23 protein-coding genes and 1 pseudogene are annotated in these 24,589 nt (G+C 64.2%); 17 read left to right on the forward strand and 7 right to left on the reverse strand.

Annotated elements, in window-relative coordinates:
- The first annotated feature begins 3 nt into the window (after window positions 1-3).
- The 6 genes and pseudogenes from E8E95_RS08250 to E8E95_RS08275 all read left to right on the forward strand — a co-directional run bounded on the left by E8E95_RS08250 (window position 4) and on the right by E8E95_RS08275 (window position 5,752).
- The gene (locus tag E8E95_RS08250) at window positions 4-1,449 is read left to right on the forward strand and encodes an aldehyde dehydrogenase family protein (RefSeq protein WP_280349391.1); all 1,446 of its coding nucleotides are present in this window, start codon (window positions 4-6) and stop codon (window positions 1,447-1,449) included.
- Window positions 1,450-1,462: 13 nt separating this feature from the next.
- A pseudogene (locus E8E95_RS08255) lies at window positions 1,463-1,624 on the forward strand (rubredoxin); the annotation flags it as partial.
- Window positions 1,613-2,848, forward strand: a complete 1,236-nt coding sequence (locus tag E8E95_RS08260) for an FAD-dependent oxidoreductase (protein WP_280349438.1) — start codon at window positions 1,613-1,615, stop codon at window positions 2,846-2,848. The pseudogene E8E95_RS08255 and the gene E8E95_RS08260, both read left to right, overlap by 12 nt.
- 10 nt (window positions 2,849-2,858) lie before the next feature.
- Window positions 2,859-4,187: an FAD-dependent oxidoreductase gene (locus E8E95_RS08265; RefSeq protein ID WP_280349392.1), complete on the forward strand. Its 1,329-nt coding sequence runs from the start codon at window positions 2,859-2,861 to the stop codon at window positions 4,185-4,187.
- Window positions 4,184-4,555, forward strand: coding sequence for an ethanolamine utilization protein EutQ (locus tag E8E95_RS08270; RefSeq protein ID WP_280349393.1), 372 nt, complete (start codon window positions 4,184-4,186; stop codon window positions 4,553-4,555). The genes E8E95_RS08265 and E8E95_RS08270 overlap by 4 nt, the downstream gene beginning before the upstream one ends.
- A gap of 21 nt (window positions 4,556-4,576) precedes the next feature.
- Window positions 4,577-5,752 carry an MFS transporter gene (locus tag E8E95_RS08275; RefSeq protein ID WP_280349394.1) on the forward strand — a complete coding sequence of 392 codons (1,176 nt, stop codon included), beginning with the start codon at window positions 4,577-4,579 and terminating at the stop codon, window positions 5,750-5,752.
- A 156-nt stretch (window positions 5,753-5,908) separates the two neighbouring features.
- On the opposite strand, the gene E8E95_RS08280 is transcribed toward E8E95_RS08275, so the two are convergent.
- Complete coding sequence (locus E8E95_RS08280; RefSeq protein WP_280349395.1) at window positions 5,909-6,880, reverse strand: LysR substrate-binding domain-containing protein; 972 nt, start codon at window positions 6,878-6,880, stop codon at window positions 5,909-5,911.
- Window positions 6,881-7,016: 136 nt separating this feature from the next.
- Here E8E95_RS08280 and E8E95_RS08285 point away from each other — a divergent pair, with 136 nt between their 5' ends.
- The 3 genes from E8E95_RS08285 to E8E95_RS08295 all read left to right on the forward strand — a co-directional run bounded on the left by E8E95_RS08285 (window position 7,017) and on the right by E8E95_RS08295 (window position 8,593).
- Window positions 7,017-7,448 carry a nuclear transport factor 2 family protein gene (locus tag E8E95_RS08285; protein ID WP_280349396.1) on the forward strand — a complete coding sequence of 144 codons (432 nt, stop codon included), beginning with the start codon at window positions 7,017-7,019 and terminating at the stop codon, window positions 7,446-7,448.
- Window positions 7,449-7,538: 90 nt separating this feature from the next.
- Window positions 7,539-8,222, forward strand: coding sequence for a type 1 glutamine amidotransferase domain-containing protein (locus E8E95_RS08290; protein ID WP_280349397.1), 684 nt, complete (start codon window positions 7,539-7,541; stop codon window positions 8,220-8,222).
- A gap of 74 nt (window positions 8,223-8,296) precedes the next feature.
- Entirely contained in the window at window positions 8,297-8,593 is a 297-nt protein-coding gene (locus E8E95_RS08295) for a putative quinol monooxygenase (RefSeq protein WP_280349398.1), read from the forward strand.
- Window positions 8,594-8,634: 41 nt separating this feature from the next.
- On the opposite strand, the gene E8E95_RS08300 is transcribed toward E8E95_RS08295, so the two are convergent.
- The 5 genes from E8E95_RS08300 to prpR form a co-directional block, all read right to left on the reverse strand.
- Window positions 8,635-9,897, reverse strand: a complete 1,263-nt coding sequence (locus E8E95_RS08300; RefSeq protein WP_280349399.1) for an OprD family porin — start codon at window positions 9,895-9,897, stop codon at window positions 8,635-8,637.
- A 124-nt stretch (window positions 9,898-10,021) separates the two neighbouring features.
- A complete protein-coding gene (locus E8E95_RS08305; protein ID WP_280349400.1) occupies window positions 10,022-11,668 on the reverse strand; it encodes a cation acetate symporter in 1,647 nt (548 codons plus the stop codon).
- Window positions 11,665-11,994: a DUF485 domain-containing protein gene (locus E8E95_RS08310; protein WP_280349401.1), complete on the reverse strand. Its 330-nt coding sequence runs from the start codon at window positions 11,992-11,994 to the stop codon at window positions 11,665-11,667. The genes E8E95_RS08305 and E8E95_RS08310 overlap by 4 nt, the downstream gene beginning before the upstream one ends.
- Before the next feature lie 83 nt (window positions 11,995-12,077).
- Entirely contained in the window at window positions 12,078-13,688 is a 1,611-nt protein-coding gene (locus E8E95_RS08315; protein WP_280349402.1) for a long-chain fatty acid--CoA ligase, read from the reverse strand.
- A gap of 279 nt (window positions 13,689-13,967) precedes the next feature.
- A complete protein-coding gene (gene prpR, locus E8E95_RS08320) occupies window positions 13,968-15,941 on the reverse strand; it encodes a propionate catabolism operon regulatory protein PrpR (RefSeq protein WP_280349403.1) in 1,974 nt (657 codons plus the stop codon).
- A 203-nt stretch (window positions 15,942-16,144) separates the two neighbouring features.
- On the opposite strand from prpR, the gene E8E95_RS08325 reads away from it, so the two are divergent.
- Genes E8E95_RS08325 through E8E95_RS08345 form a run of 5 tightly spaced genes read left to right on the forward strand, consistent with a single transcriptional unit; the run spans window position 16,145 to window position 20,257 of the window.
- A complete protein-coding gene (locus E8E95_RS08325) occupies window positions 16,145-17,203 on the forward strand; it encodes a phosphotransferase family protein (protein WP_280349404.1) in 1,059 nt (352 codons plus the stop codon).
- The gene (locus tag E8E95_RS08330) at window positions 17,200-17,577 is read left to right on the forward strand and encodes a DUF6285 domain-containing protein (protein ID WP_280349405.1); all 378 of its coding nucleotides are present in this window, start codon (window positions 17,200-17,202) and stop codon (window positions 17,575-17,577) included. Before E8E95_RS08325 ends, E8E95_RS08330 begins: the two co-directional genes overlap by 4 nt.
- Complete coding sequence (locus E8E95_RS08335; protein WP_280349406.1) at window positions 17,567-18,280, forward strand: histidine phosphatase family protein; 714 nt, start codon at window positions 17,567-17,569, stop codon at window positions 18,278-18,280. The genes E8E95_RS08330 and E8E95_RS08335 overlap by 11 nt, the downstream gene beginning before the upstream one ends.
- A gap of 25 nt (window positions 18,281-18,305) precedes the next feature.
- On the forward strand, window positions 18,306-19,481 hold the full coding sequence (locus tag E8E95_RS08340) for an acyl-CoA dehydrogenase family protein (protein WP_280349407.1): 1,176 nt from the start codon (window positions 18,306-18,308) through the stop codon (window positions 19,479-19,481).
- Window positions 19,478-20,257 carry an SDR family NAD(P)-dependent oxidoreductase gene (locus tag E8E95_RS08345; protein ID WP_280349408.1) on the forward strand — a complete coding sequence of 260 codons (780 nt, stop codon included), beginning with the start codon at window positions 19,478-19,480 and terminating at the stop codon, window positions 20,255-20,257. The genes E8E95_RS08340 and E8E95_RS08345 overlap by 4 nt, the downstream gene beginning before the upstream one ends.
- 43 nt (window positions 20,258-20,300) lie before the next feature.
- On the opposite strand, the gene E8E95_RS08350 is transcribed toward E8E95_RS08345, so the two are convergent.
- A complete protein-coding gene (locus tag E8E95_RS08350) occupies window positions 20,301-21,281 on the reverse strand; it encodes an NAD(P)H-quinone oxidoreductase (protein WP_280349439.1) in 981 nt (326 codons plus the stop codon).
- Between the two features lie 136 nt (window positions 21,282-21,417).
- Between E8E95_RS08350 and E8E95_RS08355 the strand changes: the two genes are divergently transcribed.
- The 3 genes from E8E95_RS08355 (at window position 21,418) to E8E95_RS08365 (ending at window position 24,565) form a co-directional block, all read left to right on the forward strand.
- The gene (locus tag E8E95_RS08355; protein ID WP_280349409.1) at window positions 21,418-22,302 is read left to right on the forward strand and encodes a LysR family transcriptional regulator; all 885 of its coding nucleotides are present in this window, start codon (window positions 21,418-21,420) and stop codon (window positions 22,300-22,302) included.
- Window positions 22,303-23,117: 815 nt separating this feature from the next.
- Window positions 23,118-23,858 carry a tetratricopeptide repeat protein gene (locus tag E8E95_RS08360; RefSeq protein WP_280349410.1) on the forward strand — a complete coding sequence of 247 codons (741 nt, stop codon included), beginning with the start codon at window positions 23,118-23,120 and terminating at the stop codon, window positions 23,856-23,858.
- Between the two features lie 98 nt (window positions 23,859-23,956).
- A complete protein-coding gene (locus tag E8E95_RS08365; RefSeq protein WP_280349411.1) occupies window positions 23,957-24,565 on the forward strand; it encodes a flavin reductase family protein in 609 nt (202 codons plus the stop codon).
- The last annotated feature ends 24 nt before the right edge of the window (window positions 24,566-24,589 follow it).

Here is a 24,589-nt window from a genome sequence, read left to right on the forward strand (position 1 = left end):
GCCATGCATTCGATCGCATCGCACTGGCTGAACTTCATCGACGGCCAGTGGACCGACAGTGAACAACACCTCAGCGTCCACAATCCCGGCACCACGGAAGCGGTCGCCACCATCGCCCAGGCCACAGTGGCCGACGCGGAGCGCGCCATCCAGTCCGCGCGCCGCTGCGCCGACAGCGGCGAGCTGACCCGGCCGCGCCCGGCGCAACGGGTCGCCTGGCTGCTGAACATCGCGGCGCAGATTCGCGCCGTGACGGAGGAGGGCGCCTGGGTGCTGTGCCAGGAGAACGGCAAGAGCCTGCGTGATGCCCGCGACGAATTCGTCGAGGCCGCGCGCTACTTCGAGTACTACGCCGGCATGGCCGACAAGATCGAGGGGACGTCCATTCCCCTCGGCAATGGCTACATGGATTTCACCGTCTACGACCCCATGGGGGTGTCGCTGCAGATCGTGCCGTGGAACTTCCCCGTGTCCATCTGCGCCCGTTCCCTGGCACCGGCGCTCGCCGCCGGCAACGCGGTGGTGATCAAGTCGCCGGAGCTTTCTCCGCTGGGCTTGTGCGTCCTGCTGAAGGCCATCGAGCGTGCCGGGTTGCCGCGCGGCGCGGTGAACCTGATCTGCGGCCGCGGCCGGGAAGTCGGCGCCTATCTGGCGGGGCATCGCGAGGTCGACCAGATCGTCTTCACCGGCTCCGTCGGCACCGGCCAGAGCATCCTGCGTGCCGCTGCCGAACATGCTATCCCCAGTGTCATGGAGCTGGGCGGCAAGTCGGCTGCGCTGGTGTTCCCCGATGCCGATCGCGAGCAACTGCTCGCCAGTGTCCGCAATGGCATCTTCTTCAATGCCGGCCAGGTGTGCTCGGCCATGTCCCGCCTGCTGGTGCATCGCTCGGTCTACGACGAGGTGGTGGCCGATGTGGTGGCGATGGCCGAGGGTTTGAAAGCCGGCCTCGGCCAGGACGATCCGGACCTGACGCCGGTGATCTCCGCCGGCCAGCTCGACGGTATCCAGACCCTGTGCCGGCGCGCCCAGGAAAAAGGTGCGGTGGTCGCCACCGGCGGTGAGGCGCTCAGCGGGCTTGGCGGGCACTTCATGGCACCGACGGTGTTCCGCGATGTCAGCCCGGACATGGAGATCGCCCAGGCCGAGGTCTTCGGGCCGGTCCTCGCGGTGATTCCATTCGATACCGAGGAGGAGGCCATCGCCATCGCCAACGGCACCGAGTTCGGACTGGTGGCTGGGGTCTTCACCCAGGACCTCAATCGTGCCTTGCGTTGCGCCCGGCGCCTGCGGGCTGGCCAGGTATTCGTCAACGAATGGTATGCCGGCGGCATCGAAACGCCGTTTGGCGGGGTGGGGCTGTCCGGCTTCGGTCGGGAGAAGGGCCAGGAGGCGCTCTACAGCTACGTCCGCACCAAGAACCTGGCACTGCGGATCAAGGGCGAGTGAGGAGGTTGCGGCGATGAAGAAATGGCTCTGCATCATCTGTGGCCTGATCTATGACGAGGCCCTTGGTTGGCCGGACGACGGCATTGCCGCGGGCACGCGCTGGGAAGATGTGCCGGAAGACTGGCTGTGCCCGGACTGCAAAGTCGGCAAGTCCGATTTCGAGATGATCGAGATCAGCGAGCCGGTCGCCGCCGTCGCCGCTCCGCCGGCCGCGGCCAAGCAACCGGTGGCGGCCGTCGTGCCTGCCGGGCCGGTGGTCATCATCGGCAGCGGCCATGCCGGTTACGGCCTGGCCCAGGAGCTGCGCAGGGCCAACCCGCAGCTGGATATCCGTGTGCTGACCCAGGAGTCCGGGCATACCTACTCCAAGCCGGCGCTGTCCATTGCCCTGGCGCAGGGTCGCAGTGCGGCGGCCCTGGCGACGGAGAGCCCGATGACCCTGGAGCGGCGCCTGGGCATCCGCATCTACACCCATTGCAGGGTCGAGCGAATCGATACCGAGGCCAGGCGCCTGTACACCAGCCTGGGTGAAATGGACTACGGCCAACTGGTCCTGGCCAGCGGTGCCTCACCCGTGCGGTTACCCATCGAGGGTTGCGCCGATGCACTGCTGAGCGTCAACAACCTGCAGGACTACCAGGCATTCCGTGAGCGCCTGGAGGGCGTGCGCCGGGTGGCGATCCTCGGCGATGGCCTGATCGGCTGCGAGTTCGCCAACGACCTGGCGAGCGGTGGCTACCAGGTGCGGGTGATAGGCCTCGGCGCCTGGCCGATGGAGCGCCTGCTACCGGAAGCGGCAGGCCAGCAGTTGCAACAGGCACTGTCCGGCATCGGGGTGCAGTGGAACCTGCGCACGACCTTGCAGCGCATCGAGCAGGGGGCCGACGGTTACCGTCTGACCCTGGCCGACGGTGAGGTCGTCGAGGCGGACCTGGTGCTCTCCGCCGTCGGCCTGCGGCCGAATCTGCAACTGGCTGCGGACGCCGGTTTGCACTGTGGGCGCGGAATCAAGGTGGATGCCTCGTTGCAGACCTCCAGGCCCGGCATCTACGCCCTGGGCGACTGCATCGAGGTCGATGGGCAGTTGCTGCCTTATCTCGCGCCGATCAACGAGGGTATCCGCGCATTGGCCCGGACCCTGGTGGGCCAGCCGACGGCCGTCAGCTACCCGCTCATGCCGGTGACGGTGAAGACCCCGGCGGCACCGCTCTGCCTGCTGCCGCCACCGGTCAATTGCGAGGGCCAATGGCGCTGCGATGCGACCGGCGATGGGCTGAGCGCGGCCTTCCATGACGCCTCCGGTGCCATGCGTGGCTTCGTCCTTCTCGGCCGTCAGGCACAACAGAAACGCAATGCCTGGCTGCAGAGCTGCCAGGACATCCCACAGAACGTGGCTTGAGAGCCGAACCATGAACAGTATCGTTAATCTGCCTCACGATGATCGCACCTGTGGCTGGTATGCCGCCCTGCCCGAACCGCTTCCCTGCAAACGCCTGACCGGCGTGCAGAAGGCCGATCATGTAGTGATCGGTGCGGGCTTCGCAGGCCTGGCCGCCGCGCGTCGGCTGGCCGAGCACCTGCCGAACTCCCGCATCCTGCTGGTGGATGCCCAGCGCATCGGCTACGGCGCCTCCGGCCGCAATTCGGGCTTCGTAATCGACCTGCCGCACAAGTTCGCGCTCGAACATCCCGATCCGCAACACAAGCAACGCCTGCTCGGGCTCAACCGTGCCGCCATCGACCAGTTGCAGACACTGATAGGCCGCCACGGCATCGACTGCCAATGGTCCCACGCCGGCAAGTACCAGGGCGCAGTGGGCGAGCGTGGACTCGCCTATCTCGATCATTTCGAGAAACTGATGGCCGACCTCGGCGAGCCCTATCGTCTGGTGGAGCGGGATGAGTTGGCCGGCGTGCTGGGAAGCCACTACTACAGTCGCGCCATCTTCACCCCCGGCTGCTACCTGATGCAGCCGGCCGCCCTGGTGCGCGGACTCGGCGCGTCGCTACCGGAGAATGTCGAGGTGCTCGAGGAGTCGCCCATCCAGCGCCTGGAGAAGGAAGCCGACGGGCACTGGGTACTTCATGGCAATGGTGGATCGATCCGTACTCCGCGCGTACTGCTGGGCACCAGTATCTTCACCCAGGAGTTCGGCTACCTGCGCAATCGCCTGCTGCCGGTCATGACGTTCGCCAGCTGGACGCGTCCGCTGACCGATGAGGAAGTGCGCGCCATCGGCATCCAGGCCGATTGGGGCCTGACGCCGGCCGACCATGCCGGCACCACGGTGCGGATGACCCAGGATCGTCGCCTGATCATCCGCAACACCTACAAGCACGTGCCGCGTTACGGGAACAGCGTCGGCGAAGGAACCCGCGCGAAGATCCGCGACGATCATCGCAAGGCCTTCCTCGCACGCTATCCGCAGCTCGCCGGCGTGCCGTTCACCCACACCTGGGGCGGGGCCTACGCCATCTCGCGGAACTTCACCAACTTCTTCGGCCAACTGGACGATGGGGTATTCGCCACGGCTTGCGACAACGGCGTCGGCGCCGCCTGGGGCACCATTTCCGGAACGCTGCTGGCCGACCGGGTGTTAGGTGCGGAGTCCTCGTTGCTCAGCGACATCCAGGCAGTGACCGGCATGCCCTCGCTCAATCCTCCGGAGCCTTTCCTCGGGTTGGGGGTGCGTACACGCATCCGCTGGGCGGCCTGGAACAGCAGGAGCGAGCTATGACGATAGCGCCGAGTGGCAAGGGGCCGGTGCTCCTTGTCGACCATCGGAACCTGGACTTCGTCCATCGTGGAGGGCCACCTGGCGGCGCCAGCGTGGCCCGCGCGATCACCAACGAAGTCTCGCCCAACCTGGGTATCGGCTTCGCACGGTGGGAGGGCGCCGAAGTCGCATGGACGCTGCTGTACGACGAGGTGATCTTCGTCATCGAAGGTTGTTTCGAGCTGAGGGCCAATGGCGAGCTGTATCGGGTGGAACCGGGGCAACTGCTGTGGATCCCCGAAGGGACCGATCTCGTCTACGGAGGCCATGCGTTATTCGGCTACGTCGTTCATCCGGGCGACTGGAAGCAGCGCCATGGGCTCGCCTGACAACTGACTTGGGGACACAACTTGTTCGCGCTCACCAAGGTATTCGGACCGATCTATACCGCGACCCTGCTGATGCAGCTGGGCTCAAGTCTGCTGATGACTTACCTGGCACTGCGCCTGGATACCGCGGGGGGCGCGGAGTTCTGGGGTGGCGGTCTCATGGCCGCCAATGCACTGGGAATGGTGGTGGGGGGGCGAGTCGGATACTGGCTGATCGGCCGCGTCTCCCACGTCCGCGCATTCGTGGCCGCTGCCGGAGTGATAGTGACTGCGGTGCTCGGCCATCAGTTCAGCGACTGGCTGCCGCTCTGGCTAGCGTTGAGATTCATTGTGGGCGTGGCAATGATGTGCCAGATGATGGTCATCGAAAGCTGGCTCAACGACTGCGCACCGTCGGGTCGCCTTGGCGGCGCCCTGTCGTTGTACATGGTGGCGAGCTACGTCGGCATGATGCTCGGGCAACTGCTCCTTGGCCTCGGCCATGGGCTGGGTGCATTGGTCCTGTCCGGCGTGGCCATCGCCTTTGCCATTGGAATTGTGCCCATGGCGCTGCACCGTGGCGCGGAGCCGAGCGCCATCAGCCAAGTGCGCGTGCAGCCGATGCTCTACATTCGCAGACTGCCCCAGGCCCTGGGCACCGTGTTTGTCTCGGGGCTGTTGAATGGCTGCTTCTACGGATTGACACCAATCTTCGCGGCGCAGCTGGGATTCTCGCCCGAGGAGGTCGGTCAGTTCATGGCGTTGAGCATCGCCGCGGGGCTCATCGCGCAACTTCCCCTTGGCATGCTTTCGGACCGTTATTCCCGTGTCGCACTGATTCGCCTGATCTCTATCTTGCTCTGCGTTGCCTACTTACCATTGGCCGTTATCGACGCACCGGGCGCGAGATGGGCGATGTTGGCCGGCGCGATCATCGGCTTCTTGCAGTTCTGCTTGTATCCACTGGGTGTCTCGCATGCGAACGACAACCTGGAAGCCGAACTCCGGGTGGCCGTAGCCGGGGTGCTGCTGATGGCTTTCGGCATCGGTGCCGCCGTCGGGCCGCTGGTTGCAGGCACGCTCATGGAGCGATCCGGGCCTCAGGCGCTCTACCTGTTCAGCATCGGCGTGACGGCGCTGCTGACCCTGCTGATCAGAACGAGACGGGAGAACTGCGCTTCGACCGCCGGGCCAGGTCGGACGAGCATCACAAGCTGACCGGCGCTGTTCATTCGACTTTTCTGGTGAGTCGACCAGAGCGGAGCTCGTCCGCATGTCCGCTAAAAGGCCGAAAGCGGACTACTACGTACGGTTCTGAGTGCGTCTACCGGAAAGAGGCTTCTGGCCCGATTCGCCCGCCAAGTTCATCGCCCACTAGAGCCGAGAGTTAGTTAAAAAGCAGGCGTCCTCATCCCCACGCAGTACATATCCTTCGTAGAGATTTTCGAAGTCGAGAGCCTCAAAGCTGTTTCCCAGGAAGTTGAGCAGGGTCCTGACGGAATGGGGCATCCCGCGGCGCGTGGGGAAGAGGGCATGGACAATGCCACCCTTCGGTCTCCAATCGTCCAGTACCGGCTGCAGTACCCCATTGCGGATGTCTTTGAACACCACCAGCTTGGGTAGTTGAACAATGCCGCCGCCCTCCAGGGCGACGCGGCGCAAGGTGATCATGTCGTCAGTGACCAGGCGTGGCGTATGACGCACGGTGGCCTGGATGCCGCCACGGTCCTCCATGTTCCACTCGTATTGGGGCGCGCTGAGTCCCATGTCCAGGCTCGGGAAGCGAGCCAGGTCCGCGAGGCTGCGAACGGGACCGACACGCTCGATCAAGCCAGGACTGGCGACCAGTTCCTGCGGGCTTGCCGAAAGACGTTTCATGGTCAGCCCGCTGTCCTCGAAAGGCGGGAAGCCGACCCGCAGCACGATGTCGAACCCTTCGCGCAACGGATCGACCTGGCGATTTGTGCTCTCCAGATGCACCTCTACTTCCGGATAACGGTCCATGAAGCGTGCCAGCATGCCGGCCACCAGGAAATTGAGCAGGGCGGTGGGGCAGGCAATGCGTACCAGTCCGCGCGGCGCTGCCTGGTCGTTGTCGATCACGGCCTGTGCCGCCTGTGCTCCCTCCAGCATCGTCAAGCAGTGTTGGTAGTAGGCCGTGCCGAGATCGGTCACTGAGAACTGACGCGTGGAGCGGTTGATCAGACGCACTCCGAGACGCTCTTCCAGCGCCGCGAGATGACGGCTCAGCTTCGACTTGGTTACGCCCAGCGCGCGGCTGGCGGCACCGATCCCCTGATGATCGACGACTTGGATGAAGTAATAGAGTTCATTCAGGTCATACATCGCGTGGTGTTCCATTTTTGAAATAGTGATTTCTGATCCGGCGTCTACCGAGCAATCGGACCGGCGACTAAGGTGGCAACTCACCGGTGCAGCCGCCCGGTTTCCTGGAACCGAACAAGCAGTGGGGTCTGGAAAAGTGAAGTCTGCATTGGAGGTCGCACAACTTTTTTTTGCCAGTTATCGGGCCCACGACCTGACAAAGATGTTGGCTTGCTTTGCCCCAGAGGGGCGGATCGACTATCTCCCGATTGCGCTGGAGGGCTTCGCAGAAGAGGCCGGATGCTCCATCTGGTCGGCCTTGATCGAAGTGTTTCCCGATCTCTCCAATGAGATCACTGCAACCTATCCCTGTGCTGACGGCCGTACCGTAATCCTCGAAGTGACCATCAGCGGTACACAGTCCCGCGATGCCTTTGGTATCCGCAACAAGGGGCGCCAGTTCCATTTGCCCCACGTTTTTATCGTACGGGTCGACGACCACCAGCGGATCAGCCAGATGAAGGCCTATTGGGACAATGCCGCCTGGTTCGCCGCCCTTGGCAGAACCAGCTTGGTCGAGACTCCCTGAAGCCGAACTGATCCATACCGCTTTCTGACGGGTGGGTCTCCCTGAGCGGGACCGGGCCTGCCCTTCCACAACGCAGCAATGAGGTGTGACATGAGCAAGAAGATGCTGGTGGTGCTGACCAGTTTCCCCAAATACCCAAACCTCGCACGGGCCACAGGCCTTTGGCTGGGTGAGGCCGTTCACTTCGTGAAGAAGGTCGAGGCAGCCGGCTACCAGGTCGACTACGTCAGCCCGAAGGGCGGTTACACGCCTATCGACCCCCACAGCTTGGCAATGGCCGAGGCGGTTGACTGGGAGTGGTATCAGGACAAGGACTTCATGAATCGCCTGGGCTCTACCATGAAGCCAAGCGAGGTCAACCCCGATGACTACGCGGTGATCTACTACGCCGGCGGTCACGGGGTGGTCTGGGACTTCCCTGACAATGAACAACTGCAGGCGCTGAGCCGTCGCATCTACGAGAACGGCGGCATCGTCTCCTCGGTTTGTCACGGCGCAGTCGGGCTTTTGAACATTGAGCTTTCCGACGGCTCGTTGCTGATCAAGGGCAAGGAAGTCACGGGTTTCTCCAATGCCGAAGAGAAGCTCGCGGAACTGGACAAGTACGTGCCCTACCTGACCGAAGACGAAATGGTGAAACGCGGGGCGATCTACAAGAAGGCCGCCGAACCCTGGATGCCGTTCGCTGTGGCTGATCAACGGGTCATCACTGGTCAGAACCCTGCGTCTGGCGCACCGGTCGCGGAGCTGGTCCTGAAGGCACTCGCCGGCTGATAGAGGCCCTTGCAAACGCCCCCGCGCCGCCACGCACGGCCGGGGGCGTTCGCTTTTTCCGGAGAAAATTTCCAATGTCTTTTCCGCTGTATGTGATGGCGTACTTCAGGGTCAGGCCCGAGGCCGTCAGCGAGATGCTGGAGCTGCTGCGCGAACTCAGCACGCTTACGCGTGGAGAGCCAGGTTGCCTCGAATATGCCTACTACCAGTCCACGGAAGATGCTCTGGAGTTCTGCTCGTTCGAGGTCTGGAAAACAGCGGGCGACGAGGCCGCCCACTGGCAGACGGAGCACCTGCTGCAAGCCCTGAAGAAGGCTGAGCCGCTGCTGCAGTCTGTGCCGCATATCATTCGCTCGACCCGCGTCACCTGACTTCCCCGCGCGGGCGGGAATGGCCCGCCCGCGCCCTGGGGTTACCAGACTGGCAGTGTGTAGCTGAGGATCAGACGGTTATCGTCCAGATCGTTACCGAAGTGGCGAGTGCGTACCGTGGCGTTGCGCCATTTCACGCCGAGGTTCTTCAGCGCTCCGCTCTGGAACACATAGGCGATATCCGTATTGCGCTCCCATTCCTTGCCATGCGCTTTGCCAGCGCCCAACTCGATACCGTCGCCCGTGATGTAACGGGTCATGAAGGTCAGTCCCGGTATCCCCATGGCGGCGAAATCGTAGTCGTAGCGCAGCTGCCAGGAACGCTCGTCACGGTTGGCGAAGTCGCCGAACTGGACGTAGTTGAACAGGAATGGGTCGCTACCGGCGATGTACGCATAGCCCGTGTCTCCCGCCATGCGCTGGTAGGCGACGCCGAGAGAATGGGCGGCGAAGCGGTAGGTCAGCATGGCGCCATAGGCGTCGTTGTCGACATTGCTGCTGCCGGCATCGTTGGCTCTAGCCGCGCGCAATTCGGTACGCAGCGATTGTTGCGGCGAGAACGCAAGGCTGTGAGTGAGGTTGAGGATGTGCTGACGGTAGAGGTCTTCCAGCTCGCCGTAGTGGTAAGCAGTCGCCAACTGGCTGCTCCACTGGTAGGTGAGGCCGGCAAAGTTGAAAGCGTCGCTCGTCTTGCTGCTCTTCACGCCAATGCCCCCGGCGCTGCCATTGCTGACCGTCATGTCCTCGTAGTCCGAGGAATTGCGCTGGTTGACCTGGGTAAGCCGTCCGGCGTCCAGGGTCAGACCGTCGATTTCCTGCGAGCTCAGGTGGCCACCGCGAAAGGTCTGGGGCAGCAGGCGTCCGTCGTTGTAGGCAACCGACGGCAAGCGCGGCTGAAGGGTTCCCAGCTTCAGCAATGTGCGAGAGACCTTGAGCTTGGCGGTAAGTCCCAGCTCGGCGTATTCGTCCTGGGCGCGGCGGGTTTCCCGGTCTTGCTTTAGCAGTTGGGTGCCACTGCGTTGCGCACCCGAGTCGAGTTTCACACCGAGCAATCCCAGCGCGTCGACGCCCACGCCGATGCGGCCTTCGCTGAAGCCCGACTCGTAGCGCAGCAGGAAGCCTTGGGCCCACTCTTCGGCCTTGGCCTGAGTAGCGCCGCTCTGGCGGAAGTCACGGTTCATGTAGAAGTTGCGCAGTTCCAGACTGGCCTTGCTGTCCTTGGCGAACTCCGCCAGGGAAAGGCCAGGCAAGCCGAAGGCGCCACCGGCCAGAAGCAGGCCGGCGGTGAAGGTGTTGTAACGCATGGTGAGTCCTCTGTTTCTTGTTGTTGGGGTAGGGCGGGAATAAAAAGGACGCGGTCCAAAGGAGCCAGGACCGCGCCACGCTCAACAGTCGGCGACGCGAGAGCGGCGCCGGTGGTGGGGGCTGTCAGTGCGCGGTCGCCCCCGCCATGCCGAGGCCTGTCTCGGCTCGCACGGCCTGGTCGGCGAAGCCCTGGCGGTCCCGCGCGGCCTGCGCGCTGCGGTCGAACCTGGACACCAGCACGATGACCAGGAAGGCCAGTGGCATGGAGAACAGCGCAGGGTGGTCATAGGGGAAGATCGCCTTGTCGTGGCCGAGCACCGTGACCCAGACGGTGGGCGAGAGGATCACCAGCGCCAGTGCGCTGACCAGCCCTGTGAGTCCGCCCCAGATGGCGCCGCGGGTGGTCAGGCCCTGCCAGTACATGGCCATGATCAGCACCGGGAAGTTGGCCGACGCGGCGATGCCGAAGGTGAGGCCGACCAGGAAGGCGATGTTCACCTGCTCGAAGAGAATGCCGAGGGTGATCGCCAGCAGGCCGAGGCCGAGCACGGCCAGGCGCGAGACCCGCATTTCCTGCGCTTCGCTGGCCTGGCCGCGCTTGATCACGGTGACGTAGAGATCGTGGGAGATGGCCGAGGCGCCGGCCAGGGTGAGCCCGGCGACCACCGCGAGAATGGTGGCGAAGGCCACGGCGGAGAGGAATCCGAGGAACAGGTTGCCGCCCACGGCCTTGGCCAGGTGCATGGCCACCATGTTGCTGCCGCCAACCAGGGCGCCGCCCAGCTTGCCGTCGACGAAGTACTGCGGGTCGGTGCCGACGATGACGATGGCGGCGAAGCCGAGCACGCAGACCACCAGGAAGAAGAAGCCGATGAAGCCCGAGGCGTAGAACACCGATTTGCGTGCCTCGCGGGCGTTGGGCACGGTGAAGAAGCGCATCAGGATATGCGGCAGGCCGGCCAGGCCGAACACCAGGCCCAGCGCCATGGACGCCACGTTCACCGGGTTCGACAGCATGCTGCCGGGACCCATCAGGTTCCAGCCGCTGGCGTGGCTTTCCACGGCACGGCGCGCCAGGGTTTCCAGGCTGAAGTCGAACTGTGCCAGGGCCATCAGCATCAGGGTGGTGCCGCCGGCCAGCAGCAGGATGGCCTTGGTGATCTGCACCCAGGTGGTGGCGAGCATGCCGCCGAACACCACGTAGACCAGCATGAGCAGGCCGACCAGCACCACGGCGACGCCGTAGTCCAGGCCGAACAGCAACTTGATCAACTGGCCGGCGCCGACCATCTGCAGCAACAGGTAGCAGCTCACCACCGTCAGCGAGCCGCAGGCCGCGAGGATGCGGATGCAGCGCTGGTCGAGGCGGAAGGAAACAATGTCGGCGAAGGTGTACTTGCCGAGGTTGCGCAGGCGCTCGGCCATCAGGAAGGTCAGCACCGGCCAGCCGATGAAGAAGCCGGTGACGTAGATGACCCCGTCATAGCCCTTTGCGAAAATCAGGCTCGACAGCCCCAGCAGGGTGGACGCGGACATGTAGTCGCCGGCGATGGCCAGGCCATTCTGCAAGCCGGTGATGCCGCCGCCGGCGGTGTAGAAATCGTGGGTGGATTGGGTCCGCCTTGCCGCCCACCAGGTGATCAGCAGAGTGATGCCGACGAACAGGAGGAAGATGCCGATGGCGTGCAGGTTCGGACCCGCCTGGCCGATTTCGCCGGCCTGCGCGAACAGGGGCAGTGCGGCAAGGCCGGCAATTGAAGTGCGTTTCATGCCTGGCTCTCCTCGATGATGCTGTTGCCGAGACGGTCGAAATGGGTGTTCGCGCGGTGCACGTACCAGCCTGTCAGCAGCCAGGTCGCCAGGATCAACAGGGCACCCAGGGGGATGCCGAGGCTGAGGTGGCTGCCGGCGTAGAGCGGTAGATGCAGGAGATCCGGCCGTATGGCCGCCACTCCCATGAACAGGAAGTAACTCGCCAGTACCAGCAGCGTGAGCCACCAACTGGTACGCGAGCGGGCTCGGGTGAGGGCGATATACCTCGGGTCCTGCCGGATGCGGCGATAGTGTTCGGCATGGTCTTCGGGTGTGCTGGTCATGGTGACTCCACTTGTTTTTGTTGTAGGGCTGCCCGTCGACCCGCCGGGGAGGCGGGCCGTGAGGAGGAGAACTGGGGGGGCGATCAGCGCCAGGCGTAGTCGCTGTAAAGCTCGCGCAGGGTTTTCTTGCTCACTTTGCCGGTGGCCGTGTGGGGCAGCTCATCCAGTCGTTCGCTGGCGTCGGGCAGCCACCATTTCGGCACCTTGCCCTCCAGGAAACGGATCAGCTCCTCGTGGCTGGGGGCGGCATCCGCTTGGCGCGGTACCACCACCAGCAACGGGCGTTCGCTCCAGCGTGGGTGGGCGACACCGATCACCGCCGCTTCGGCCACCTGCGGATGGGCCATCACGGCATTCTCGATTTCCACCGAGCAGATCCATTCGCCACCGGACTTGATGACGTCCTTGATGCGGTCGGTGATCTGCATGTAGCCGTGCGGGTCGATGGTGGCCACGTCGCCGGTGTCGAACCATTCTTCGGAACCCTCTTGGCCGAAATAACCGCTGCACACCCAGGGCCCGCGTACCTGCAGCGCGCCGGACGCGAGGCCGTCGTGGGGCTGGAGGTTCCCTGCCTCGTCGACCAGGCGCATTTCCACGCCGAACAGTGCCCGGCCGGACTTGAGCAATTGCGGGCCGCGTGCGCTGTCATCCAGCTCGGCATACCAGGGTTGATAGCGGTTGTAGCTACCCATGGGGCTCATCTCGGTCATGCCCCAGCCGTTCTCCAGGGCGATGTTGTGCTGCGCCATGGCTTCGATCAGTGCCAGCGGGCAGGCGGCGCCGCCGCTGACGGCGCGTTTCAGTGCGGGCACGGCGATGTCGTGGGTGGCCAGGTACTGGCTGATGTTGGCCCAGAGCGTCGGTACGGCTAGGGAGAAGGTGACGCCTTCATCGTTGATCAGATTTACCATCGCCGCCGCGTCACTCACCTTGGGACCGGGCAGGACCAGCTTGGCGCCTACCATGGCGGCGTTGTACGGCATGCCCCAGGCATTGACGTGGAACATCGGCACCAGCGGCATCACCACGTCCAGGGCGCGCAGGCCAACATTGTCGGCCATGTTCTGCGCCATGCCGTGGAGCACGGTGCTGCGGTGGCTGGTGAGTACGCCTTTTGGGTTGCCGGTGGTGCCCGAGGTGTAGCAAAGGCCGCTGGCCTGTCGCTCATCGAGTTCCGGCCAGGCATAGCTGTCCGCCGCCTGCGCCAGCAGCGTTTCGTAGCTGAGCAGGTTGGGCAGGCTGTTGGCGGGTAGTTCGTCCTCTGCGCAGAGGGCAATAAAGCGCCGTACCGAGGGGAGTTCATGCTGAAGCGTTTCCACCAGGGGAATGAACTGCGGGTCGATGAACAGCAGATCGTCTGCGGCGTGGTGGATGATGTAGCGGATCTGCTCCGGGAACAGCTTGGGGTTGATGGTGTGACACACGCGCCCGGAGCAGGGCACGGCGTAATGCAGTTCGAAGTGGCGATGGTCGTTCCACGCCAGGGTGCCGACCCGCGCACCCGGAGGGCAATCCAGGGCATCAAGGACGTTGGCCAGGCGGGCCACTCGTGCAAATGCCTCGGCATAGCGATAGCGATGCACACTGCCATCGGCAAACAGGGAAACGATTTCAGTATCGGCCGCAACCTGGAGTGCATGCCGCATGATTGCGGTGATTCCCAGGTTGAAATTCATCATCAGGCCTTGCACGGGCAACCTCCTGCCTTGTTCTTGTTTGGGCATAGAGGCTGGGTCCGGTCGGTCACAGCCTCTCAATCGGGTCAGAGCAAGGGCTGTGCCAGAGGCTTTCGGTGACGGGGATTTGTGGATTTAAAGTCTTTTGTTTCAAATGGATAGGTGATTGGTGAGTTGATCGCTCACCTCACGAAAGCCCCCTCGTTTCACGTCTTCCAGTTTCAGTTCTGTAATGATTTTTCAGGGTTGAAATTTCGGTCGCGGCTGCCGGCGGTTGGCGCGAAACGGCGCGAGCTAGGTTGAACGCCCCGCGCGCAGGCGTCGCCACAGGGTCGTGCGGCTGATGCCCAGTTGTCGCGCCGCTTCATCGAGGTCGCCGTCGCAGGCATCCACCACCCGGCGGACATGGGCGATTTCGCTGGCCTTGGCGACGCTGCGCAGCGCCTGGTCCGACGTATCCGGCTGGTCCGCCGTCGGCACCTGGGCGCCCGGCTCGAACAGTTCGGGGAACAGGGCGCGCAGGCCAGCCGGGTTGTCCTGATCGTTGTCACCGAGGGTCTGCGCCGACAGCGCCGCGCGCTCCACCAGGTTTTCCAGTTCGCGAATGTTGCCGGGCCAGCGGTGCGCCTGGAGGCGCGGCATGAGTCGGTCCAGCAGTGCCTGGCCAGCGTTGGCGGCCGCCATCGGAAGCGCGAGCCGGTCGAGGATGGCGCCGGCCAGCAGGCGGATATCCCCGAGGCGTTCGCGCAGGGGCGGTACGACCAGGCGGAGTATGTTCAGGCGGTAGTAGAGGTCCTCGCGGAAGCGGCCATCGGCAATCCGTCCGCGCAGGTCGCAATGGGTCGCGGCGACCACGCGTATGTCCACCGGGGTCGGCTCCGAGGCGCCCAGACGCAACACTTCACGCTCCTGCAGCACACGTAGGAGCCGGGTCTGCAGGGTCACGGGCATGTCACCAATCTCGTCGAGGAACAGGGTGCCGGTATGCGCCGCTTCGATCAGGCCTGACTTGCCGCCCTTGCGCGAACCGGTAAAGGCGCCTTCCTCGTAGCCGAAAAGTTCGCTTTCCAGCAGCGCTTCTGGGAACGCCGCGCAGTTGATCGCCACGAACGGCCCCGCTTGGCGCTGGCTGGCGTTGTGCAGGCTCTGCGCGAGTAGCTCCTTGCCGGTGCCGCTTTCACCGGTGATCAGTACGGTGGAGTCCGTGTCGGCATAGCGCCGGGCCAGTTCCAGCAAGGCACGAAAATCGGCGGCCTGCCCGAGGAGCTGGTCGAAGTGGTAGCGCGCGGTGAACTGACGGGGGCGCGCCTGACTGCGGATACGGCGGTCGGCGCGCTGGATGGCGTTCGTCTCCTGGCAGGAGATCACCACACCGTCGGGTTTGCCATGCTCGATGACCGGGGTGACATTGGCGACCAGGGTTCGGGTACCAACGCGGACCAGCCGGCTCTCTTCGCTTTCGCCCTGGTTCAGGCTGCTGCTGATGTCGAGTTCCGGCATCAGCTCGGCGAGAGGACGCTGCCTTGCCCACTCGATGGAAATGCCGAGCAATTGCGCCATACGCGGATTGATCGATTGAACGATGCCATCGGCGTCAACGGCGATCACGCCATCGCTGAGGTTGCGCAGCACCGCGCTCAGGCGCTGCTGCTGGATCAGCGCCTGGGTACGGCTGCGGCAGATCGCCAGCGCTTCGTCCAGCGTCCGGCGCACCGCGTCGGCATTTAACGCCAGCACACCCTGGGCGCCGGCCGCTTCGGCCACTTCCACTGCTGTGGAAGAGCCGACTATCACCCGATAGCCCTCATCCACCAGTTCGCGAATGCGCTGACGTGCCTCGTCGAAGTTGGTGTAAGTCGCCTGACGGAGGTCGACGGTGAACAGTGACGCCATCGCGTCCAGTTCCGGGTGAGCCTGCTGGAAGCTGACGATACCCACCTTGGTGGCCCGTGCCCTGGCCATGTCCAGGGCGCGGATGAGGTCGTACTCGCCCATGCGGATGGACAGGATGGTGGTGCCGATATGGCGCCGCAGGTAATCAGCGGTGGCCCCGGAGCAGATGATCAGGTCAACGTCCTCGCGGCTTTCCAGCTCCTTGCCGGTGCGTCGCAGTTCGGTGACCGTCGTCTCGACGATTTCCACCTGGGCGCGTTGGTGATAATCGGGCACCACCTGCTGGACGATCCGAGCCATTCGGCTGGCGCCTTCGGGGGCACGGAGGTGGGTGATGAGGGCGACGACTCGGGGCAGGTACTGCGCATCTGGCATGGTCGGGTCCGCTGGTGTTCTGGCTTTTCTAGCCTGAAACAAAGATTTCAGATCTGCAATGAGCAAGGGGGCTGATAAGTCAGGGCAGGCTTCAAGATTCGCCATAAAGCGTTGTTATTAAAGGAGTTATAAGAATTTATAGAGAACTGGAATAGCTCTTGCTCTCTCGCTCGTAAGTCATCACCCGTGAGCAAGAGCTGCCGATGTATAGCATTCCCTCCGCAGGATCCGGCCCGTACCGGATCGACATTCCAGACGCCCTGGCGCCGCTGGCTGAATTTCTCGCCCAGCAGGTCGGCTGTGAGCGTGTCCAGATCGAAAGCTGCGAACGCCTGTCGGGCGGTGCCATCCAGGAAAACTGGCTACTGAAGGCCAGGTTGTCCTCGGGCTCCTGGCAAGCCGAGCGGCGCTGGGTTCTGCGCACCGATGCGCCGTCCTCGGTGGCGGTCAGCATGGACCGGGCGCAGGAGTTCGCCGTGTTGCAGGCAGTGCACCAGGCAGGTGTCAAGGCGCCGGAACCGCTCTGGCTGTGCCGTGATACGCAGGTGATCGGGCGCGATTTCTTCGTCATGCAGGCGCTCGGCGGTACGGCCAGCGGCCATCGCCTCACCACCGATCCGGCTCTTGAGCCAACCCGCGCGGCGCTTTGTCGCGAACTGGGCGAAAGTCTGGCGCTGCTGCACCGGATCACGCCTGAACATGCGGCGCTCGACTTCCTGCCGGCCGCCGCTGCCGACCCGGTACAGGCGAGCATCGACCAGCACCGGAGCTACCTCGACGCACTGCCGGGCAGTCACCCAGTCATCGAGTGGGGGTTGCGCTGGTGCGAACTGAACCGCCCCGCGCCGGTCCCCTCGCGGCTGATTCACCGGGATTACCGCACCGGCAATTACATGGTGGACCGGGGACGGCTGGCGGGTGTGCTCGATTGGGAGTTCACCGGCTGGGGCGACCCCCGCGAGGACATCGGCTGGTTCACTGCACGTTGCTGGCGGTTCGCCCGCCCGGACCGACTGGCCGGCGGAGTAGGGGAGCTGGATGACTTCCTCGATGGCTACGCAGCGGTGTCCGGCTATCGTCCCGGCGCTGAGGAGCTGCGCTTCTGGCAACTGATGGCCCACCTGCGCTGGGCGGTGGTTGCGTTGCAGCAGGCGCAGCGCCACCTGACCGGGCAGCAGACGTCCCTGGAGCTGGCGCTGACCGGCCGTATGGTGCCGGAGCTGGAGCACGAAATCCTCATCCTCAGTGGAGCCACGTCATGAGCGCGCCGAACGCAACCGAACTCTTGGCCACCGCCCGCGGCCTGCTCCTTGGGGAGCTGCTTCCGGCGCTGCCCGCGAGCCTTGCCTATGACTGCCGGATGATCGCCAGCGCCATGGCCATCGCCGCACGTGAGATCGAGCGGGGTAATAGCGCTGTTGACCTCGAATGCGAAGCCCTGGCGCAGGTACTGGAACCGCGCGGATTGGCAGGGCTGACTCGGGACGACGCAATGGCGTTGCTAGCGCAGTTCATTCGCCAGGGCATCTTCGATCAGCCCGGAGGCGAACAGGCGCGCTTGTTGGATGCGCTTGCGGACATCACCCGGGCACGCCTCGGCATCAGCAATCCCAAGGTGCTCAACGATGTACGCTGAGTCCGACGTCCGGCGGCGCCGTTGCTACCTGGTCAGGCACGGGCACGTCGACTACTTCGACGCACAGGGACGGCCATTGGATCCGCGTACCGTGGCGCTTTCGCGCACGGGCACGCAGCAGGCGTGGGCGCTTGGGCAGGTCTTGCAGGATGTTCCGTTCGACCGGGTGTTGTGCTCCGACTATCCGCGCGCCAGGCAGACGCTCGACTTGCTGTTGCAGGGGAATCAAGCCCCGGTGGAGTCCATGCCCGAGCTTCGTGAGATTCGCGCGGGACGCCTGCGCGAGATTCCGGCCGAAGCGCTTCGGGAGCAGGTGGTTGGCGCATACCGTGCAGCGGGTGTCGCCGGGGCGCGCTTCCTCGGCGGTGAGCGTTGGGATGACTTCCAGCGCCGCGTGCTCAGTCTCTTTTTCGAATTGCTGCAGGACCCGGCCTGGGACAGCGCCCTGATCGTCAGCCATGACGCGGTCAATCGCATCCTGCTGGGCTGGGCGGCGGGCCTGGGGCTCGCCGGTATCGCCGCCTTCGAGCAGGACACCGCCTGCCTAAACGTGCTCGACATCGATATGCGTGGCGACCAGGTACTTGGCGCCCTCATTCGCACGCTCAATTTCACCCCCTACGACCCACACAAGGCCGGTATCCACGGCACCGTGCTGGAAAACCTCTTCCTGGCCATCGAACCGGCCGGGCTGAGGGTTTGAACCTTTTCACCACAGGAAATCACCCATGAACTTTGCGCTTTCGGATGACCTTCTAGACCTGCAGGCCCGTGTACGGGAATTCATTGCCACGGAGATCATCCCGCTGGAGAACGACCCCCGACAGACGCCGCATGGTCCATCCGGCGAGCTACGTCAGGAACTGGTTGCGAAAGCCCGCGCACGTGGCCTGCTGACGCCACATGCCTCTCGCGAAATGGGCGGGTTGGGACTGTCCCACACCGCCAAGGCAATCGTGTTCGAGGAGGCCGCCTATTCGCCGCTCGGCCCGACCGCGATGAACATCCATGCCCCCGACGAGGGCAACATCCACCTGATGGAAGTCGTGGCGACCGAGGCGCAGAAGGATCGCTGGTTGCGCCCACTGGTGCAGGGCCATATCCGCTCCTGCTTCGCCATGACCGAGCCGGCGCCAGGCGCTGGCTCCGATCCGTCGATGCTGGCCACTACGGCCGTGCGCGACGGCGACGATTACCTCATCAATGGCCACAAGTGGCTGATCACCGGAGCGGAGGGTGCCAGCTTCGCCATCATCATGGCGCGTACCGAGGACGGCAACGCGACTATGTTCCTGACTGATACCAACCGCCCCGGATTCATCCTCGAACGCATGATGGATTCCCTGGATAGCTGCTTCACTGGTGGCCATGCGGTGCTGCGTTTCGAGAACCTGCGGGTGCCCGCCAGTGATGTGCTGGGCGAGGTTGGCAAGGGCTTCCGCTATGCGCAAGTGCGGCTCGCGCCTGCGCGCCTGACCCACTGCATGCGCTGGCTGGGGCAGGCGCGCCGTGCTCATGACGTGGCCTGTGCTTACGCCAGCCGTCGCGAATCCTTCGGCAAGGTATTGGGCGAGCACCAGGGCGTCGGCTTCATGCTCGCCGATAACGAGATGGACCTGCTCACCACGCGCCTCGCCATCTGGCATTGCGCCTGGGTGCTGGACCAGGGTGAACGTGGGAATTCCGAGTCGAGCATGGCCAAGGTGATCAGCTCCGAAAGCATTTGGAGAGTGATCGATCGCAGTGTGCAGGTGCTGGGTGGCCAGGGCGTCACCAGCGAAGCAATTGTCGACCGCATCTTCCGCGACGCCCGTGGCTTCAGGATCTACGACGGCCCCAACGAAGTGCATCGCATGAGCCTCGCGCGCAAAATCCTCGCTCGTGTGCAGGCAGGTGCCCAATGAGTCGTTCTCCGCTGCTTGCTTTCGACCTGCGCGGGAAGCGTGCCCTGGTGACCGGCGCGTCCAGTGGATTGGGCCGGCACTTCGCGCGGGTGCTGGCCGCAGCTGGTGCTCGCGTCGCCGTCGCAGCGCGGCGGGTAGAGCGCCTGGATGAACTGGTCAGCGATATCCGTTTCAACGATCACGAGGCCAGGGCCTATTCATTGGACGTGACTGCCCGCGCATCGGTGGTGGAGTGCCTGGATGCGATCCAGGCGGACTTCGGCGGGCTGGACATCGTCGTCAACAATGCCGGAGTCAGCGATACGAAGCGCGTCCTCGACTATCGCGATGAAGACTGGGACGCCGTTCTCGATACCAACCTGAAAGGCGCCTGGATGGTCGCGCAGGAGGCTGCTCGGAGGATGGTCGAGGCGGGGCAGGGTGGCAGCCTGATCAACGTCACATCGATCCTCGCATCGCGCGTGGGCGGGGGCGTTGGTCCGTACTGCGCCGCGAAGGCCGGCCTCAGCCACCTGACCCGCTCCATGGCACTGGAACTGGCGCGCTTCGGAATTCGCGTCAACGCCCTCGCGCCGGGGTACGTGGTGACTGAAATCAACGATGGATTCCTCGCCAGCGAGGCGGGCGAGCGCCTGAGAGCGCGCGTACCGTCGCGGCGTTTCTGCACCTATGAAGACCTGGAGGGGGCGTTGCTGCTGCTGGCTTCCGACGCCGGGCGGGGCATGAACGGGGCCGAGATCATAGTGGACGGAGGACATGCCTGCTCGGGTCTGTGACGAAGGATGCGATGCCCGCTGGGCATCGCACCTCCCGGTGGGATTAGGCCGTCAGCACGACCTTGCCGATGTGGCCGCCGGTATCGAGCAGACGATGAGCATCGCTGGCTTGCCGTAGGCTGAAAGTGGCGCTGACCCGAGGCTTGACCCGACCGGACTCGATCAGCGGCCAGACGTGAGCCTGCAGCTCCGCCATGATTGCAGCCTTCTCCTCGTGGCTGCGTGAACGCAAGGTAGAGCCGAGGTGAGTGAGGCGCTTGGTCAACATGGGGAAGAGGTCGACGTTCTGGGCCGGCCCCTTCAGCAGGCCAATCTGTACGATGCGTCCGTTCATGGCGGCGACTTGATAGTTCCGACTCACGTAGTCACCGCCGATGATGTCGACCACCACGTCCACGCCTTTGCCAGCCGTGGCGGCCAGCGCGGCCTCAACGAAATCCTCTGTCTGATAGTTGATCGCGACGTCGGCGCCGAGGGCCAGGCTGGCCTGACGCTGCTCTTCGTTGCGGATGGTGGTGATCACAGTGGAGGCGCCGAATGCACGAGCCAGCATGGTCGCGGTGGTGCCGATACCGGAGGCGCCTCCGTGGATCAGCACACTGTCGCCTGCCTTGAACTGCCCGCGTTGGAACAGGTTGGTCCAGACCGTCATGAAGGTTTCCAGCAGGGCGGCCGCCTCGGTGAGTTCCAAGCCCTTCGGCAATGGCAGTGCGTTGCGTTCGTCGGCCACCGCATAATCGGCGTAGCCGCCACCGGGAATCAGCGCCATCACCTGCTCGCCAATACGCAGTCGGGTCACGCCTTCGCCCAGCGCCACGACTTCACCAGCGACCTCCAGGCCAGGAATATCCGAGGCACCGGGCGGCGGGTCGTACAGACCCTTGCGCTGGAGCACGTCAGGGCCGTTGACGCCGGCGGCCCGGACCCGGATCAGGACCTCGCGACCCCGTGGTGCGGGCGTGGGGCGGAGGGTCGGCAGTAGGACTTCCGGCCCGCCCGGCTGGCTGATCTCGATGGCGGTCATATGCTGGGGGAGAGGGGGATTGTGCATGTCATGAACCTCGACGGGAGATGCCGAGCATCGTAGGAGCGCGGGATTGCACCGTCGCGCAGTGTTTTCACAAGCCCTGTTTGCAGGAATGCAGCAGGAGGAAGGCGAAATGAACTGGAACGATGCAAGAGTGTTCCTGGCGATGACCCGGCAGCAGACGCTGCGTGGCGCCGCCCGGGAACTGAACGTGGACCAGGCGACGGTTAGCCGGCGGATCGCCGCCATGGAGCAGGCGCTTGGCTCGACCCTGTTCCTGCGCACCTCCAGCGGATTCCAACTGACCGGGGTAGGGGAAACCGTCCTGGAAGCGGCCGAGCGTATGGAAACCGCGGCTTTTGAGCTGGTACGCCGGGCACAAGGGCGCGACAAGGCGCTCTCCGGCGAAGTGCGGGTAACCACCACTGACTCCCTGGCCGTCGATTTCGTGATTCCGGCCATGGCGCGCGTGCACGCCCGCTATCCAGATGTGAGGGTCAATCTCAACAGTTCATCGGACGTGCTCAACCTCGCTCGCCGCGAAGCCGATATCGCCATCCGCACGCGAAAGCCGGACAACCCGGACCTTGTGGTACGGCGCCTGGCCAGTTGGCCCATGGGGCTGTTCGCCTCGGCGGGGTACCTCGATGTCCATGGCACCCCCGAGCCCGGCACCGGGTTCCTGGGGCACGACCTGGTGATGTACGAACCCCACTTGGTCGAAGGCCGCGACGTGACCCTGGTGGACGAGTCGGCCGCATCCGGCCGGATCGTCACCGCAGTGAATTCCAGCGTTATGGTCCGAAACGCCATTGCTGCCGGTCTGGGCATGGGCGAGCTTCCCCTATACATGGGCGAACGGGATGACCTGGTCCGTGTCTGGCCCACTCGTGCGCGCAGTCACCCTTACGAGGTATGGATGGTCACGCACGGCGACCTGCGTCATACCGCCAAGATCCGCGTGGTGATAGAGGCCGTACTGATGGCATTTGACGGAGCGGCATCGTCTGCTTTGTGAATCACCAAATTCACGAAGCTGCTCTCTCCATGACGGAAGGACCTTGGCGCCGGGCATGGGCGCTGCACTCAGATGGCCTGGGCTACCTTGCCTTGCAAAGGCGGCTCAGACATTCCCTCATTTATGCTTGGCACCAGGCTCGACTATCCGCCGGCACCAGTCGATGGCTGCTTTAGGTCGTTTGGTTATGTGGCAAATATGGGGCAAAAACGGTACCGCCGAGAGCCGCTTTAGGCCGACCAGCAAGGCCCGGCGGCTGCTCTAGCGCGGCTTGGGGCGGTATGGCAGCTTCCAGGGTTCGAATCCCTTCGTCAGTGCTCGGCAACTGTCAGGGCGCCCATTTGCGGGGCGCTTTTTTGTGCCCGGAAGTTCTCGGTCCGTCCAATCCCGGTGGGACTGATCTGCACACTGGTACAGATTTGGTACATGGTGCAGAGGGTTTCGCTGGAAGGTGCACCAGTATTGGTCTGAATAGATGACTATTTCCGATCCATCATCGGCGCCACGGAGAAGCGGCGGGACAGGGCAGGGCGCGTGGTTTGGGGCTGGAGGGCGTCTAGAGCGGTCATTCGGGAGCTTCTGATGTGCTGCGTTTACCGGGTATCTCCGCTGATTCCGAAGGGACGCGGGAGGAAATGCAGGAAAAGGACGTTTGGCTGAGCGGCGCAGGGTGGATCGTGCCTAATGGGCGGCAAGTTTATCAGGAAAGCCACGCCTTCGGCCGTACGCGGGGCGGTCGGGAACTTCAGGGCGTTGGCCAAGGTCGGATTTCGCCGCGATCTTCCGCCCATGAGTCCAGTTGAGAGCCCTCTTCGATGCAAGCCAAGTCCCTCTTGTCGATCCTGACGCTCTCGCTTTGTGTAGCCGCTGCGCTGCCGGCTTTTTCGGCAGATCGACGGGTTGCTCAACCGAACAACGGTGCTTCGGCTGCCCTGCTGGAGGCTGCTTCACTGCAACTGGAGTTCGGTGAGGTGGAGCAGGCCGACGATACGTTGGAGCGCGCCTTGCGGATCGAGCCGAACAATCCGGCGACTTTGCATTACCTGGGACAGGTTCGCTTCCAGCAGGGGCAGTACGCGCAGGCCGTTGCACTGGCCACGCGCTCCAATGCGCGGGGGCGCAACGATCCCGAACTGCGTGAGCGCAATTTCCAGTTGATCGAGTCGGCCCGGCAGGCCATGGGGCCAGGGATATCGACTGGGTCCGAGGTGGAAGTGGAGCGGGACGAGGAGGCTGAGGTCCGCGTTGGCCTCGACCAGGATGTGCAGGCTCGGCAGGTGGCCGGTATTGCCGCCGATGGGCTGGCGGCGCCAACGGAGGGCGAGTTGTTGGCCGATTCGCAGGTGGGTGATTGGCAGGGCGGTGGCCTGCAGGCTGCGTCGTACGGTTCCCAGCCGGCCGATGATGAGGTGCGTATTCCTCGCGAATACATGCCGCCACCGGGGAAGTGCCGGGTCTGGTTCCCGGATCGGCCAGCGGGTCAGCAGCCGGCTCCCGGCAAATGCAAGAAGCTGCAGGGACGGATTCCCCCGGGGGCTTATCTGCTACGTGGCTGACGCCGGGACGCGATGCCCTTCCAGCGCTCAAGGCGTCTGTGTCGCTGCTCCCGACGGCAGGGCATAATCGCCGTTTTCTCCCTGCTGGAGTCTCATTCATGCAGCTCGATTTCGCCCAGCTGGCACCGCTGGACGCCTACCGTTGGCTGGCCTCCACCATTACGCCGCGCCCTATCGCCTGGGTTTCCACTCTGTCTAAGGAGGGTGTGAGCAACCTGGCGCCGTTCAGTTTCTTCCAGGTCATCAGTGATGATCCGGCGACCGTGCTGGTGAACATCAATACGCGCGGCGACGGCCAGCTCAAGGACACCCTGCGCAACGTGCAGGAGACCGGCGAACTGGTGATCCAGCTGGTTTCCTTCGAACAGGCGGAAGCGATGAATGCCAGCGCCGCCTTGCTGCCCCACGGCGTGAGTGAGTTCGAGATCTGTGGCATCGCCACCGAACCGTCCGTGCGTGTGCGGGCACCGCGGGTGCTCGGCGCGCCGGTTGCCTTCGAGTGCCGGGTGGCCGAGATCCAGCCCTATCCGCGTAACAATCCCAACTGCCACCTGGTTTTCGCCGAGGTGCTGCTGGCCCATATCGATGACGCGGTGCTGACCGAAGCGGGCCGGGTGGATCCGCAGCGTCTGGATCTGGTGGGGCGCCTGGGCGGCAGTGCCTACACCCGCACCCGTGAGACCTTCAACATGGTGCGGCCGACCTGAGCCGCACCTTCGCTGCCAGTAGGG

The sequence above is a fragment of the Pseudomonas sp. BN414 genome (genome assembly GCF_029871275.1).
Classification (GTDB): Bacteria; Pseudomonadota; Gammaproteobacteria; order Pseudomonadales; family Pseudomonadaceae; genus Metapseudomonas; species Metapseudomonas resinovorans_C.